The 16,342-nt window shown below is 36.3% G+C and carries 10 protein-coding genes; 8 read left to right on the top strand and 2 right to left on the bottom strand.

Annotation, left to right across the window (positions count from 1 at the left end):
- Nucleotides 1-12: 12 nt before the first annotated feature.
- From D569_RS0109550 to D569_RS22755, 8 genes are all read left to right on the top strand, one after another.
- Complete coding sequence (locus D569_RS0109550) at nt 13-2,262, top strand: glycoside hydrolase family 95 protein (protein WP_018932194.1); 2,250 nt, start codon at nt 13-15, stop codon at nt 2,260-2,262.
- Nucleotides 2,263-2,311: 49 nt separating this feature from the next.
- Complete coding sequence (locus D569_RS0109545) at nt 2,312-3,730, top strand: family 43 glycosylhydrolase (RefSeq protein ID WP_018932193.1); 1,419 nt, start codon at nt 2,312-2,314, stop codon at nt 3,728-3,730.
- 101 nt (nt 3,731-3,831) lie between these two features.
- Nucleotides 3,832-6,258, top strand: coding sequence for a glycoside hydrolase family 31 protein (locus tag D569_RS0109540; protein ID WP_026287279.1), 2,427 nt, complete (start codon nt 3,832-3,834; stop codon nt 6,256-6,258).
- Between the two features lie 358 nt (nt 6,259-6,616).
- Complete coding sequence (locus D569_RS0109535) at nt 6,617-8,896, top strand: helix-turn-helix domain-containing protein (protein WP_018932191.1); 2,280 nt, start codon at nt 6,617-6,619, stop codon at nt 8,894-8,896.
- A gap of 834 nt (nt 8,897-9,730) precedes the next feature.
- A complete protein-coding gene (locus D569_RS0109530) occupies nt 9,731-10,684 on the top strand; it encodes an ABC transporter permease (RefSeq protein WP_018932190.1) in 954 nt (317 codons plus the stop codon).
- A gap of 16 nt (nt 10,685-10,700) precedes the next feature.
- Nucleotides 10,701-11,600: a carbohydrate ABC transporter permease gene (locus D569_RS0109525; protein WP_018932189.1), complete on the top strand. Its 900-nt coding sequence runs from the start codon at nt 10,701-10,703 to the stop codon at nt 11,598-11,600.
- Nucleotides 11,601-11,690: 90 nt separating this feature from the next.
- Nucleotides 11,691-13,313: an extracellular solute-binding protein gene (locus D569_RS0109520; RefSeq protein WP_018932188.1), complete on the top strand. Its 1,623-nt coding sequence runs from the start codon at nt 11,691-11,693 to the stop codon at nt 13,311-13,313.
- Between the two features lie 314 nt (nt 13,314-13,627).
- The gene (locus D569_RS22755; protein WP_018932187.1) at nt 13,628-15,031 is read left to right on the top strand and encodes a sugar porter family MFS transporter; all 1,404 of its coding nucleotides are present in this window, start codon (nt 13,628-13,630) and stop codon (nt 15,029-15,031) included.
- Nucleotides 15,032-15,090: 59 nt separating this feature from the next.
- Here the strand turns inward: D569_RS22755 and D569_RS0109510 are convergent, their stop codons facing one another.
- Together D569_RS0109510 and D569_RS0109505 are read right to left on the bottom strand one after the other, a co-directional pair.
- Nucleotides 15,091-15,888: a cytochrome c oxidase assembly protein gene (locus D569_RS0109510; protein WP_018932186.1), complete on the bottom strand. Its 798-nt coding sequence runs from the start codon at nt 15,886-15,888 to the stop codon at nt 15,091-15,093.
- Nucleotides 15,881-16,333: a DUF2243 domain-containing protein gene (locus D569_RS0109505; RefSeq protein WP_018932185.1), complete on the bottom strand. Its 453-nt coding sequence runs from the start codon at nt 16,331-16,333 to the stop codon at nt 15,881-15,883. Before D569_RS0109505 ends, D569_RS0109510 begins: the two co-directional genes overlap by 8 nt.
- Nucleotides 16,334-16,342 lie beyond the last annotated feature (9 nt).

The following is a 16,342-nucleotide window of genomic DNA, read 5'->3' as shown; positions in this document are numbered from 1 at the left end:
AGGAGATGCCTCATGCTGAAAGCAAACAAACGAATTTGGTATAAACAACCAGCAAAAGAATGGAACGAAGCTTTACCAGTAGGAAATGGACGATTAGGTGGAATGATTTTTGGTGGTATTCATCAGGAACGAGTGCAATTAAATGAGGATTCTGTTTGGTACGGGGGACCAAGAGATCGAAATAATCCAGATGCACTAGCGCACTTACCTCAAATTAGAAAGTTATTAGCTGATGGAAGATTAAAAGAAGCAGAGGATTTGGCAGCACTGACTTTTACAGGAACACCAGAAACACAACGCCATTATGAACCGCTAGGTGATCTTTTAATAAATATAGAACACAAGGAAACAGCGACATCTAATTACTCTAGAGAGTTAGATTTGGATAATGCGGTTACGAAGGTGCAATATACTATAGGCGATGTCACGTTTAACCGCGAAACATTCACGAGCTATCCAGACCAAGTGATGGTGATTCGTTTCACAGCCTCTGAATTAAACTCCATCTCTTTTCGAACTCTGCTCGATCGTGGAAACGCAAGAAACTACGATGAACTTGGACCAATATCAGATAATTCGTTGATCATGAGAGGAGAAACGGGTGGTAAGGGTGGTATTGTATTCCGCAGTGCAATAAAGGCAACAGCAGAAAATGGTTCAGTCAAAACGCTTGGAAATCATTTAATTGTTGAAAATGCAGATGCGGTAACATTGATTCTCTCAGCTGCTACATCATACCGTTATGAGGATCCTGAGCAGCAATGTTTAAAAACGATTGAGAAAGCCTCAGCAAAGACCTATCAAGAGTTACTGCAAAATCATATAGAAGATTATCAGAAATTATTTAATAGAGTAACGTTGAATTTAGGTGACGATAACGGAGAGAATTCTGATTTGGCGACTGATCAACGTTTAGAGTTAGTGAAAGAAGGTAAAGAGGATTTATCATTAATCAGTACGTACTTTCAATTTGGACGTTATTTACTCATTTCTTCTAGTCGAGCTAATTCGCTACCAGCTACATTGCAGGGAATTTGGAATGAGAAAATGCTGCCTCCTTGGGATAGTAAATTTACTATCAATATCAATGCTCAGATGAATTACTGGCCAGCAGAGATCTGTAATTTATCTGAATGCCATGAGGCACTTTTTAAACATATAGAAAAAATAAAGAAAAATGGCAAAAATACTGCGAAAAGCATGTATGGATGTCGGGGCTTTACAGCCCATCATAATACTGATATATGGGGAGATACTGCACCACAAGACATCTATATGCCAGCGACGATTTGGCCAATGGGTGCGGCATGGTTATGTTTACACTTGTGGGAGCATTTTGAATTTACACGTAATGAGGAATTTTTGGAAAACTCATATGATACTTTAAAAGAAGCAGCTTTATTTTTTGTTGATTTTTTAGTCGAAAATGAAGACGGCCTGTTAATAACAACTCCATCTGTTTCACCAGAGAATACGTACATTTTACCAAATGGTGAAAAAGGAACATTGTGTGAAGGACCGTCAATGGATAGCCAAATTATATTTGCTCTTTTTACAAGCTGTATAGAAGCTAGTGAAATTTTAGAGGTGGATCAAGCGTTTCGACATCAATTACTTGAATTAAGAGAGAAATTACCAAAACCGAAAATTGGTAAACATGGTCAAATTCAAGAATGGCTAGAAGATTATGATGAAGAAGAACCAGGTCACCGTCATATTTCACACTTGTTTGCCTTATACCCAGGAAAACAAATATCACCAAGCACTACACCGAACCTAGTTAAAGCAGCAAAAGTAACACTAGAAAGGAGGCTACAGTCTGGTGGAGGCCATACTGGATGGAGTCGTGCCTGGATTATTAACATGTGGGCTCGTTTAGAAGAGGGGGAACTGGCTTATCAGCATATTCTTGAATTGCTTAAGTCTTCTACTCTACCAAACTTATTTGATAATCATCCACCGTTCCAAATCGATGGGAATTTTGGCGGCACAGCAGGTATCGCAGAATTGTTGGTTCAAAGTCATACCGGTAAGTTACACCTACTGCCAGCCTTACCTAATGAATGGACAACAGGGAAAGTCAGTGGTCTAAAAGCAAGAGGTGGGTTCGAAGTTGACTTATCTTGGGATAAGGGTGAATTAAAAGAAGCTGTTATTCATTCCCTGGAAGGAGAAAAATGTGTCGTCTTATTGAATAATCAAAGAACAGAGTTTGAAACAACGGCAGGCCACACCTATCCGATAGTATTCAACAAAGAATAATAATGAATTAAAGGGTTACCTAAAAAATAGATAGAAAAGGGGAATTAAGATGCAGACACTGAAAAAGCAAGCAGTAAATCCATATCTACCATCGTGGGAGTATATACCAGATGCAGAACCATATGTTTTCAATGATAGAGTCTATATTTATGGATCACATGACCGTTTTAATGGGCATGCTTATTGTTTAAATGATTATGTATGTTGGTCCGCACCCGTAAATGACTTAGCAGACTGGCGTTATGAAGGAGTAATATACAAAAAAACCGACGATCCGTTGAATAAGGAAGCAAATATGTGCCTTTACGCTCCAGATGTTACGGTAGGTCCCGACGGACGGTATTATTTGTACTATGTACTGGATAAAGTCCCTGTAGTATCTGTGGCAGTATGTGATACTCCTGCTGGGAAATATGAATTTTATGGTTATGTTCAGGATAAAGATGGCGGTCGTTTAGGAGAAAGAGATGGGGACGAGCCGCAATTTGATCCTGGTGTTTTGACTGAAGGAGATAAAACATATCTTTACACTGGCTTTTGTGCTATTGGTGATACATCAAGAAGTGGTACGATGGCGACAGTATTGGAAGCAGACATGCTCACCATTATGGAAGAGACGGTAACCATTACACCGAGTGAACCATTTAGTAAAGGGAGTAGCTTTGAAGGTCATGAGTTTTTTGAGGCGCCTTCCATGAGGAAGATAGGAGATACTTATTATCTAATCTATTCTTCTATTGTCATGCATGAGCTGTGTTACGCCACTAGCAAACATCCAACAAAAGGTTTTGAATACGGAGGAGTTATTGTAAGTAATAACGACATGCATATTGATTCTTATAAACCTGCGACCAAGCCTATGTACTATGGAGGGAATAATCATGGCAGCATAATTGAGATCGAGAATAAGTGGTATATTTTTTATCATCGTCATACCAATGGCTCCAATTTCAGTCGTCAAGGATGTATCGAACCAATCAAAATTCTAGCAGATGGTACGATTCCTCAGGTAGAGATGACATCATGTGGTGCTAATGACAAGTCGCTTATAGGACGTGGAGAGTATCCTGCATACATAGCATGCAATCTCTTTTGCGATGACGAGGCAATGTATACAGGTGATCTTTGGATGGACACTCAATTTCCTAAAATTACACAGGATGGAAAAGATGGAGATGAAGAAATAGGGTATATTGCCAATATGACTGAGTCTGCAACAGCTGGCTTTAAATACTTTGACTGCCAGGGTATAACAAAGGTGAAAGTCAAAGTGAGAGGATATTGTAATGGTGCTTTTGAAATAAAAACTTCTTGGGATGGACCTGCATTAGCAACATTGCCGGTTAAGTTTACCAATGTATGGACAGAATATTCATCTGACATCGAGATTCCCGATGGCATTCAAGCATTGTATGTTACCTACACAGGAAATGGTCGGGCTAATCTAGCCTCCTTTACGTTGGAATAAACATTATCCGTATTTTCTTAGCAAAATGAACGTGAAACAATAAAGAATTCTATAACAAGAAAAATAAATAGTATATTAAATCACAAAGGCAGGTAAACTTAGTGGAAGTAGAAAGATATATGCAAGAGAAAGATCATTTGCTCCTTGAAGTCAGTTCGGGTTTAATGAAAATAATTCCCTACACGGAGTCTATCGTTCGTATACGTTATACGCTAGAGAACCAATTCAGTAAAAAGAAAAGCCTCTTTGTGGAGCCAAATACTCAAAAAGACGTGGAGTTCATGGTAGAGGAAAAAGATAGTAGTATTATATTCTCCACAAGGAAGGTACGCATTCATATAAATAAAACAACCGCAGCCTTTACTTATATGGATGCTTCTGGAAATGTTTTAACAAAGGAGCCGAATCGGGGTGGTAAAACACTGGTGCCAACCGAAGTCCATAAACCTATTTATGATGCTAATACAAAGATAGAAAATTCGCAAAATGCAGATGGCGCTCGTGCTAAAGCGGTTGCCACCAAACATGTGGTAGATCGAATCGCTTATCACACCAAACTTGAATTCGAATGGGCCATTGGTGAAGCACTTTATGGATTAGGTTCACATGAAGAAGGGGTGCTCAACCTAAGGGGAACCCATCAATACTTGTATCAGCAAAATATGAAAGCTGTTGTACCTGTATTGGTCTCCACAAATGGATATGGAGTCATCGTCGACAGTTATTCGACGATGACATTCCATGATGACATACATGGTTCCTATATTTGGACAGATGTGGATAGTGACATGGATTATTATTTCGTTTATGGGCCCGAATTTGATCAGATTGTAAAAAGCTATCGGTATCTAACGGGCAAAGCACCTCTTTTACCAAAATGGGCATTTGGTTATGTACAATCGAAGGAACGGTATAAAACGCAACAGGAGTTAATATCGATCATCAAGGAATATCGGAAACGAGGGATTCCTCTAGATATGATAGTGCTGGATTGGCGATCCTGGACTGGAGATCTTTGGGGTCAAAAATCCTTCGATCCAGAACGATTTCCAAATCCAACCGAAATGATGGAGGAAATTCACAAGCTAAATGCTAAATTAATGGTCTCCATTTGGCCGATTATGAATAATGAAGGTCCAAACCATGTGGAAATGAAACAAAAAGGTTATTTGCTGGGGAACCAGGCAAACTATGATGCGTTCAATGAAGAAGCACGTGATCTGTATTGGAAGCAAGCAAATGAAGGAATATTTTCACATGGTACAGATGCCTGGTGGTGTGATTGTACAGAACCATTTGAAGCGGATTGGGTTGGAGAAGTTAAACCTGAGCCGGAAGAACGCTTTTTCATCAATACTCAAGAAGCTAAAAAATATATAGATCCGGGATATATTAATGCTTATTCGCTTCTTCATTCTAAAGGACTGTATGAAAATCAACGACAGACCACTGAAAGTAAGCGTGTAGTTAATTTGACACGATCCTCCTATGCTGGACAACAAAAGTACAGTGCCATTACCTGGTCTGGAGACATTTCTGCTAATTGGGAGAAGATGCGTAATCAAATTGCAGATGGCTTAAATATGTGTGTCACTGGTATACCTTACTGGACATTGGACATTGGTGCTTTTTTTGTAGCGAACCGAGAGCAGTGGTTTTGGAATGGTGACTACCAAGAGGGATGTGAAGATTTAGGCTATCGTGAGCTGTATGTTCGATGGTTGCAATATGGGGTATTTTTACCGATGTTCCGCTCTCATGGTGCAGATACGCCAAGGGAGGTATGGCGATTTGGTGAACCGGGTACGCCATTCTACGATACGTTGGTAAAATATATTAAACTCAGGTATCGTCTCATGCCTTATATTTATTCAGTTGGTGGTTGGGTCACGCACGAAGATTATACAATGATGCGTGCATTAGCTTTTGATTTTAGAAATGATCCGAACACTTATGATGTAAAAGACCAATATATGTTCGGCCCATCATTTCTAGTTAACCCTGTAACAGATCCGATGTATTATGAAAGTGGTTCTGTAGAATTGAAATGGGTCCCTAAAAAGCGATCGGTCTATCTCCCGGCTGGTACTGATTGGTATAATTTTTGGACAAAACAACGCTTCCCGGGTGGTCAAACCATTGAAGCAGATGCTGATCTTGAAACCATGCCACTGTATGTACGAGCTGGGTCTATAGTTCCAATTGGACCTGCTATTCAGTATACTTCTGAGGAAATGAACGCCCCTTTAGAAATACACATATATAAAGGGGGAGATGGAAGCTTTTTGTTGTATGATGATGAGGGAGATACTTACAATTATGAAAAAGGAGACTATGCTACGATACCGCTTCATTGGTACGATCAAAACAATCGTCTAGTAATACAGGATCGCCAAGGCACTTTTTCGGGTATGAAAACTTCGGTGGAATTCGTAATAACGATTATTGATGGCGATGATACCAAAAAGAGAGAACTTTGTACAAAAAGAGAAAAATATAATGGAGAACAACTAACCATTCAATTCTAGTAGTTGTAAGGAACTAAATAAATATCAATCGATAAATTTCAATTGTAACGATATCAAGGCAATTGAAATTTATCGTTTAGTCTAATAATTGTAACTTCTTGAAAATCCATTTTCTTACCCATTTATTGAAAGCGCTTCCTTGTTTTGATTATATTTACAAATTTAGTTGAAACTTCTTATACCAAACTTAAACAACTATTCTTATAATATAATAGTGAGCTGAATAAAAATATAAAATATTTTACTGTAGCTATAAAAAATAAATTCTAATAAAAATAAATTAATGAAAACGGTTATTTAATAAAATATACAAAGTCCATGTCTTTCCTAATTTTAATTTCTTTGAGGAGGTACCATAATGGAACGTCTCGCATCCTCCAAAATTTTCAGAAGGTTTTTAATTTCTTACCTTATCATTTTAATTATTCCGATGGTGACTGGTTTTATATCCTATCAAGTTTCTATAGATACAGCTGAAAAATACTCCATTATTAATAGTAAACAGGTCTTAAAGCAAAGTAAAAAGATACTCGAACAAAACTTAGATGAAGTGGATCGCTTTGTTTTACAGTTGTCGTTAGACAGGGATTTAAATAGTATACTTAATAAAAATGCTTCTGAGAAAAACAATATTGTTTCTCTTCTCAGACAATTGGATAATAAAATTTCTCCATATGCTACTACGAATGAATTTGTAGAGAATTTCTATATTCATTCAAAAAATTCTGATTTAATTATTATACCAGGGTCTGTTTATTATCGGCCTTATCATTTTTATAAAAAAAACTATTATGCAGATATGAGTCTGTCCGATTGGGAAGAAATGATACTGAATAATAAGAGACAAATTATTCCTAGTAAACCCTATATGCAAGGTGAGACATCTACCAATGTTATTACGTATATTCAGCCCTTACCAATGAATGATGTGTCAAATCATAAAGGTTCCATTATTATTCCCGTAGAAAATCAAAGGCTAAATAATTTGATTAAAGAGGTAGAGAAACAGTTTAATGGTTGGGCATTTATTTTAGATGAAAATCATCAACTCATCACTTCTAATGGCATTGATAAGACAGAAATTGATTCACTTAAAGAAAAAGTTATAAATAAGGAAGGTCCCTTATATGTGGATAACCAGACATTATTGATAACGGAGAAATCAGAAAAAAATGATTGGTTATATGTCGCCGGTATTCCGCAAAAAACGTTAATCCAAGAAGCAGCTCCAATTAAGTATATTACTTGGACAGTCACGGGTATTACTTTTGTTATTGGTCTAGTTATAGCACTATTTTTTGCTTATAGAAATAGTCGTCCAATCAACAATGTAATCAAAACATTAAAAGAATATGCAGAGCCAGATTCTAAAAATGATTATGATTTTTTACATGGCAATATATCAAAATTAATTTCTACGAATACAGATTTGCAAATGCAATTAACAGAGCAAAAACCGCTGATCAAGGATGCTTTTCTTAAACAGTTGTTATCTGGTGAGATTACAGAAAGAACTACTAATCTCCATGAATTTGCTAAACAAGCAAATGTAAACTTGTCTAGTAGTCATGGTTATGTTGCCATAATAAAAGTAGAAGGCTATGAAGATATGTCAAGCAGTGAAATTTATCAGGAGTTAAATGCAATCCGCATTGTAATCCAACAGGAATCAATGAAAATATGTGATAAGTTTTATGTAACAAATATCCATTCGGATAAATTAGTATATATTTTTTTGGAACAGGAGGTAGGAAAAGTATTTAAGGAAAAAATAGAAAATATGTTCACATCTTTGCAGAGTTTGTTACAAGAGGAGTATCGAGTTTTATTAAAGATCGGTCTTGGTCACCCATTTCATTCGTTATCTGGTATAAGTCGATCGTATAATGAGGCAAAACAAGCAATAGATTTCGCGGATTTTTCTGATGATAAGAAAGGAATGTACTGGTACGATAATGTAATGAAGGAGACAGCGGTCTTTCATTATCCATTGGAATATGAATTTCGGCTTTTAAAAAGCTTGAAGGAAGGAGAACTTATAGAAGCTGAAGAAATTATTCATGAACTTTTAGATGAAAATAATGAAAAGAGAAGTTTATCGGTTGATATGCGTGAACAATTTATTTATGAATTAAAAGGAACGTTTTATAAAGCATTAGATCAATATATTTTTCGTAATGATAACACGGGTGAAGTAATAAGACGAAAGTTGAGAGCCATAACGATTGAACAAGGTATGGATGAAATTGAAATAAGATTACTAGAAGTTCTTCAATTATACTGTGCCTTTGTTGCTAAAAATCGGAAAGAAACCAACCACTCGATTGTAAGAACGATTAAAGATTATATATTACAACATTATTCTAATGCGGAATTAACGATTTATATGATCGCTGAGCATCTTTCCCGGCCTGAAAAATACATCTCACAAATATTTAAAGAAGAAACGGGAGAATATCTATATGAATATTTAGAAAAAGTAAGAATGGAAGAAGCGATGACACTGCTGACTAATTCATCGAAAACAATCAATGATATTGCAGAAATGGTAGGTTATAATAGTGCTCATTCATTTAGAAGAGCTTTTAAACGTATTCATAATATGACACCTAATCAATTTAGAAAAACAATTGAATAAATAAAGCGAAAGAGGCTTGGACAAAAGAATTTTATAATAAGAAAAATCCAAACGATTCGAATAGACTTTTGAATCGTTTGGATTTCTATGCGTATTAGGAAGATACTACGCAATAAACTTTGTGTTAATTTTGAAATGAGTATTGTGTTTACATATCGCTCCGTCCGATTGCTTCGCTTTCCGCGGGGACGGCCTCCGCTATAAGACATGTTCTACAATGCTTGTGACAGTTAGTATTTGAACTGTTACTCCAATCAACGAATTTTTCAAATGATAGAAATACCAATCAGCTTCCTCGTGCTAGCGTTGTAGAATATCAAATTAGCGAAAGCGTCCACTTCCACTTCTACGGGATGTTTTTATCCGAAGATCCACTTTGGTAAGTGATCTTTACTTATCAAAGTTAGCTGAGGAGAAAAACCCGTGGAAAGGGAAGCGGACAAGCCGTAGCGATTGGTAAGCATTGTTATTAACTCAAAATTACTACGTAGTATCCTGTTATTGCGTAACAATACATATAGCCGTTCGTGTTTGAAGTTAAGAAAAATGGTTATGTCCCAGTATCTTTTTCTTTAGGGCTCTTTATTTCATAATTATACAGGATAGATGGCTATTGAAAATAATCCTACTTGAACAGTAGTATGTAGCGCGTTTTTTAGTAGTTTCGCGCCGTATGTACCCCGCGTCTGAATATGTACTATTTAGTTAAAATGCTAAATAATCGGCATTGTACCCTTTAAATTCAGTTGTCTGTTTGCTGGTTTATAAAATCATGATAAATTCTTTGTAAGCGTTTCCTATTTAGAAAATTTTTCAGAAGGGGGTAAAGCTGAAATGGATCAATCACTTGATCAATCTAAAGAAATAAAGAAAGTAACACAATGGCATCTCGCTAAAAGAAGTTTTCAGAGGCATTGGCAATTATATATTCTTATGATATTGCCCGTGTTGTATTTCATTATTTTTAAATACGTACCTATGTTGGGAGCAGTTATTGCATTTAAAGATTATAATGTAGTCCAAGGTATCATAGAGAGTCCTTGGGTAGGATGGAAGCATTTTGAGAATTTTTTTAACAACCCGGTTGCGTGGGATCTGATAAAAAACACATTGTTTCTAAGTCTTTATCAGTTAGCAGTAACCTTTCCACTTCCAATACTATTGGCATTAGCCTTGAATGAAATAAGAGATGGTATTTTTAAACGATCTGTACAAATGTTTACATATGCACCGTACTTTATCTCTACAGTCGTTATTGTTTCGATGATTATCTTGATACTCTCACCAAGAAGTGGAATAGTAAATACATTATTGGAAGCTATAGGACTTGACGCAGTAAATTTTCTTGGTCAAGCGAGCATGTTTCGAGACATCTTTGTTTGGTCCGATGCATGGCAAATTACCGGATATTCAGCTATTATCTATTTGGCTGCGCTTGCCGGGGTAGATAAACAGCAATATGAGGCAGCTAAAATTGACGGAGCTACCAGGTTGCAAAAAATTTGGAATGTGGATATACCGGCAATTATGCCAACTATCGTAATCATTTTAATTTTAAGTGTAGGTAATTTAATGGCGATAGGATTTGAAAAAGTATATTTATTACAAAATCCTTTAAATCTGGGAACTTCAGAGATTTTACAAACTTATGTTTACAAAATGGGTATTATCAATGCTGATTTTAGTTTTGCTACAGCTGTAGGATTGTTTAACTCCATTATTAATTTAATTTTATTGATTATCGTCAATGCAATTGCAAAGAAAGTTTCAGGTAATGGATTATGGTAGAAAGGAGTAGAACACTATGAGCAGTAAAAATGGAACAATTAAAGAATCCTCTAATGATCGAGTATTTTTAACGTTAATTTATATTTTTCTAAGTATATTAATGATCGTAATACTCTATCCACTGGTTTATATTGTGAGCGCTTCAATTAGTAGTCCGGAAGCTGTAACTTCTGGGCAGGTCTGGTTATGGCCAGTCGATTTTTCACTAGAGGGATATATTGAAGTTTTTAATAATTCAGATGTTATTAGAGGGTTTCGAAATTCTATACTTTATACGATTGGTTATACATTAATTGCGGTGTTCTTAACAGTAATTTTTGCTTATCCACTTTCTAGAAAAAACTTTTACGGAAAGACCTTCTTTATGATCTTTATATTAATTACAATGCTTTTTTATGGTGGATTAATTCCAGAATATTTAGTTGTCCAGCAATTAGGGATGTTAGATACTCCGTGGGCAATTCTTATACCGAAGGCGATGGCAGTTTGGCAAATTATTATTGCAAGAACCTTTTTCTATACAAGTATCCCAGAAGAGTTAGTGGAAGCAAGTGAAATGGATGGTTGTAGTAGTATACGGTTCCTATGGCACGTAGTATTACCTTTATCGAAGCCGATTATAGCAGTACTGGCTCTAATGTATGCTGTATTTCAATGGAACAGTTATTTTGATGCGATGATCTTTTTAAGAACAGAAGAACTATTCCCTTTACAGCTAGAATTAAGGGAAATATTGATCACCCAATCTGAATCTGGAGCCAATCAAGACATTGCTGAGCAACAAAAAAGACAGCAATTGGCAAATTTAATGCAGTACTCATTAATTGTTGTCTCAAGTATTCCAGTCTTGATTATTTATCCTTTTGCACAGAAGTACTTCGTTAAAGGGATGTTACTCGGTTCAGTTAAAGGATGATAAGCAGTTTAGTTATTTAAGGAGGTGGTGAAAGAGTAGGTTTTTTGTTTTAATATTATTTTTTATCTAACTATAAGGGAGGAAATTAGAATGAAATGGAAGGGCTATCATACTTGGTTAATTTTTCTATCACTAATGTTAGTGTTAGTGGCTTGTAATTCTGATGAGGAAACAAGTGAGGAAGAAAATTCTGATGGTGCAACGAACATGTCGGTATTTATTGCGGAAAATGGTGAGCAAGAGTTGGAAACAAACTCATTTACAAAATTTGCTGAAGAAGAATTTGATATCAAATTTGATCTTCAAAAAACGGGTTATGATTCTACAGCAGCAAAGGAGAAAAGACAAATTTCTTTAGCAAGTGGGGATTATCCGGAAGTTTTCTTTTTAGTGGATTGGGTAGATAAATTTTCACCTAGTGAAGTTTTAAAATATGGAGAACAAGGTGCTTTGATTCCTCTAAATGATCTAATAGAAGAGCACGCACCAAATATATCTAAAGTGTTAGAAGAACGTGAAGATTTTAGAAAAATTGCAACTTCACCAGATGGAAATATTTATAGTATGCCTGGTTTAGAAGAGTGTTTTCATTGTACTTGGCCAAATAAATTGTGGTTAAACACAGAGTGGCTAAATGAATTAGGTTTAGAAGCACCTAAAACACATGAAGAATTAATAGAAGTATTAACAGCATTTAAAGAACAAGATCCTAATGGAAATGGTGAGCAGGATGAAATTCCTCTAAGTGGTTCTGCAGCATCGCCTAATCACTCAGTAATTCCTATATTGATGAATGGCTTTATATATGATGATGCACAAACTAGATTATTAGTAAATGATGGAGAAGTTAGTTTTGCCGCAAATAAACCTGAGTGGAAAGAAGGACTAGAATATATTCGCTCATTATATGAAGAAGGATTGATTGACCCAGGAGCTTTCACTCAAAACCGGGATGCTTTTATTCAGTTAGGTAATAATGCTGATGCTCTCATTTTAGGTGCTGCCGCCGCTCAGCATCCATGGGAGTTTATCGATAATGAGAATCACCCTGCCTTTGATGCAATTGAACCATTGCAAGGTCCAAACCATCAATATGCAACATATAATTATCCAGTGACAAATGGTGGCACTTTTGCGATTACTAATAAAGCGAGTGAAGAGGTTCAGATTAAAGCTATTAAACTATTAGATTATATGTTTACTATCGATGGCATGATTCGTGCCCACATCGGGGTAGAGGGAGAAGATTGGGTTCAACCTGAAGAAGGCGATGTAGCAATCAATGAAGAACTTGAACCGAACTTAAAGTTGTTGCACCCTGAGGAACCAACAAACAATAATTGGTCAGCGGCAGCTCAATATTATCAACCAGGAGAATTCCGTGACGGTCAAGTACAAGCAGAAGATATCTATACAGATGAAGGATTTGAAAGACGCCTTCAAGAAGCAACTTATTTATATGAAGGCAAAGAACCAGAAGAGAAATTCCCATTTTGGGCAGCATGGTATCCTGAAGAAGTGCAAGACGAATACTCAACTTTAGAAACAAATATTTTGGATAATGTTGAGCAAAGCGCTGTTCGATTTATTACAGGAGAATTAAGTTTAGAAGATGACTGGGATGAGTATGTAGCAGGTTTAGAATCTCTCGGTGTCGATAGATATGTTGAAATTAATCAAGACGCATATGATAATTATTCAAATGAAGATTAAATAGTGAAGAAGCTGGCTTAGTTGTCAGCTTCTACTTGTATAAAACAGATTCCGAATCTTCTATGGATATTTATTTTATTGGTGTGAAGAGAAATGGATTTACCATCAGCCTAAATTTCCACCCCGTATAACAAAATAATCTAGCAAATGACAAAAAAGTGAAGATGATGACGCTCCCATGAAAGTGTATACATGATAAATTAAAAATATCTTAAAGTTATAAACCTTTATTCCACAATGAAAGCGGATCAAAAAAGGTTCTAACTTAGCTAAAAAGAAAACGATATCAAATTTATCATAATGGGGGATTTATCATGGAAAAGAAACATTCACTTTGGTATGTTATTTTAATTGCAGCATCTGCTGGTATGGCAGGTCTTTTATACGGTTTTGATACCGCTGTTATTTCCGGTGCAATCGGATATTTGCAGGAAATATATAATTTAAGTCCAGCGATGGAAGGTTGGGTTATCTCATGTGTCATGGTTGGTGGTGTCACAGGGGTTGCATTGTCCGGATTTTTAAGTGACCGTTGGGGACGTAAGAAGTTATTGATGATGTCTGCTATCTTTTTCATCATCTCAGCATTAGGTTCAGCTTTTGCGATAGATGTAACAACATTAGTTCTAGCTCGAATTTTAGGTGGTCTTGGAATCGGTTTCGCATCCGCTTTATCGGTTACCTACATCAGTGAATGTGCTCCACCAGCAATTCGTGGACGATTAGGCTCATTGTATCAGTTATTCACGATCTTCGGTATTTGTGCCACATTCTACATTAATTACTTTGTAGCAAATAGTGGTACACATGAATGGGGATTAGAACTAGGCTGGCGCTGGATGTTAGGATATGGAACAATTCCAGGAATTATTTTCTTATTCCTATTATTCTTTATTCCAGAGAGTCCAAGATATCTTATTCAAAAAGGAAAAGACAAAGAAGCATTTCATATTTTAAAACGAATTAATGGTGATGAAGTTGCCAAGAAAGAAGCAAAAGAGATCAAAGCTTCCATTGAAGTGGAACAAAGCAGTTCTGTAAAAGAACTTGTAAAACCTGGATTAAGAATGGCAATGGGTGTCGGTATTTTCCTTGCACTATTTAACCAGGTAATCGGTATGAATGCAGTAACTTACTATGGTCCGGATATTTTCCGTAGTGTCGGTTTTGAAAACAATACAGAGTTTTTAGCGACAAGCATTATTGGTAGTGTGCAAGTTGTCTTTACAATACTAGCGATCTTTTTAATAGATAAGCTTGGCAGAAAGAAATTGATGGCAATTGGCTCTAGTTTAATGGCAATTTTCATGCTCTTAATTGGAAGTGTCTTCTACTTTGAACCAGCAAGTTCAGGCGTCTTATTAATTATCTTAATTGCAGGTTTCACCGCATCCTTCTGTGTGTCGATGGGACCTATTCCGTGGATTATGATTCCAGAAATTTTCCCGAATCATTTACGTGCAAAAGCAGTAGGGATCGCAACCATCTTCTTATGGGGAGCAAACTGGGCAATTGGTCAATTTACACCAGTACTCATTAACAACATGGGTAGTTCGTTCACTTTCTGGATGTTCGCTATTATCAACGTTATCTGCTTCATCTTTGTGATGACAATCGTTCCAGAAACAAAGAACAAAACACTAGAAGAAATTGGTCAACTATGGAAATCCAAAAAACAAGTAGAGAAAGAAGAAAAAGTACAAGAAGAAATGGCGTAGTTTACAAAAAACAGCAAGCTGACTCGAGGTTAACACATACCTTTAGTCGGCTTGCTTTATTATGTATGTAGATCTCCCACCTTTGCAGATATACGTGGGCGGGTTTCTTTATACCATTGCCAACAAAGGATAATCATGATCATCATATCGACTAGATCTCCTCCGTAATACATAATTATACTTCCTATTTCTCCTTCATGGATGGATACCGTAACGGGAGGGTTTGCATAAAGATATTTAGCTAGTATACCATGACCCGCTAAAGCGAGTACTATCATAATAGAACGATAGAGATAACTCTTACGGTGTGGGGTCGGTTCAATATAGATCATCGACAAGGTAAATAGGTAACCGGCTAAAAATATGTGAAGATGGATGATTACATTCCATATTAAGCTCTCATGCATTGCTGCATATAGGTTGGTGGTATATAAAAGCCATAATCCACCAATATTAAGAATTGAAGCAATCGCAGGATCAGAGATGAATCGAATAAACCTACTTTTTAACCAATCAGTTAGCAGCTTGGCATGTTGAATAGATAGTGCTCGGAGAATCAGTGTCATCGGTGCTGCTAGAACCATCAGTAAAGGAGCAAACATTCCAAGGAATAAGTGGGTCAGCATGTGAGCGGAAAAATCGACATGAGAACGTTCAGCTAATGGACCGACAACTGCAATCATGGCAAAACTAATACCAATCATCCAATATAATGTCCGATAGATCGGCCAGGGTCTTTGTTTTTTGTGAGATATGATGATTGCTAGAAAGTAAATAATCAGCCCAGTTATAAAAGGCAAAAGTAAAATGAATGGTGAAAGGATACTAACGATTTCATGCTGGTTATGTTCATGCATGTTTATCACCTCTTTTTTTTATCATGAATAGACCAACTACTATCATGAGAAGGGCAATAATGTTCCAAACTAGATCATAAATGATCACGTTGTCTACATATCTAATTTGATGGATGCGCATCAGTTTGTGCTGGATAATCCCGTCATATAATTGAAATGCCCCACCACCTAATAAAACGCCACCCCACCATTTACTAATCATTAATTCCTTACGCCGGCGCAAATCTGCAAACCAAAATAAGCTAGCGATGGTTGCAAACCAGCTAAAAGCATGGAATAAACCGTCAGATATTAAGCCGATTTTCGTTGTGGATTTATCATAAAAGTGATGCCAGTTTAATAGCTGGTGAAAGATTGTTTCATCTATAAAGGCAACGAGGCCAAGTCCAAACAAGATGCCGGACCATAAATTGCGTTTGAAATAGTTAGTATTGTTTTTAATCATAGAAAGTCC

Origin of the sequence: Gracilibacillus lacisalsi DSM 19029, assembly GCF_000377765.1 — a bacterium.
GTDB lineage: Bacteria > Bacillota > Bacilli > Bacillales > Amphibacillaceae > Gracilibacillus > Gracilibacillus lacisalsi.
The sequence above is the reverse complement of the archived record's forward strand: the minus strand, read 5'-3'. Positions and strand labels throughout refer to the sequence as shown.

Bases quoted from the DNA above. Each gene is read 5' to 3' on its own strand.
- D569_RS0109550 (WP_018932194.1), top strand. From the start codon at position 13: ATGCTGAAAGCAAACAAACGAATTTGGTATAAACAACCAGCAAAAGAA.
- D569_RS0109545 (WP_018932193.1), top strand. From the start codon at position 2,312: ATGCAGACACTGAAAAAGCAAGCAGTAAATCCATATCTACCATCGTGG.
- D569_RS0109535 (WP_018932191.1), top strand. From the start codon at position 6,617: ATGGAACGTCTCGCATCCTCCAAAATTTTCAGAAGGTTTTTAATTTCT.
- D569_RS0109530 (WP_018932190.1), top strand. From the start codon at position 9,731: ATGGATCAATCACTTGATCAATCTAAAGAAATAAAGAAAGTAACACAA.
- D569_RS0109525 (WP_018932189.1), top strand. From the start codon at position 10,701: ATGAGCAGTAAAAATGGAACAATTAAAGAATCCTCTAATGATCGAGTA.
- D569_RS0109520 (WP_018932188.1), top strand. From the start codon at position 11,691: ATGAAATGGAAGGGCTATCATACTTGGTTAATTTTTCTATCACTAATG.
- D569_RS22755 (WP_018932187.1), top strand. From the start codon at position 13,628: ATGGAAAAGAAACATTCACTTTGGTATGTTATTTTAATTGCAGCATCT.
- D569_RS0109510 (WP_018932186.1), bottom strand. From the start codon at position 15,888: ATGCATGAACATAACCAGCATGAAATCGTTAGTATCCTTTCACCATTC.
- D569_RS0109505 (WP_018932185.1), bottom strand. From the start codon at position 16,333: ATGATTAAAAACAATACTAACTATTTCAAACGCAATTTATGGTCCGGC.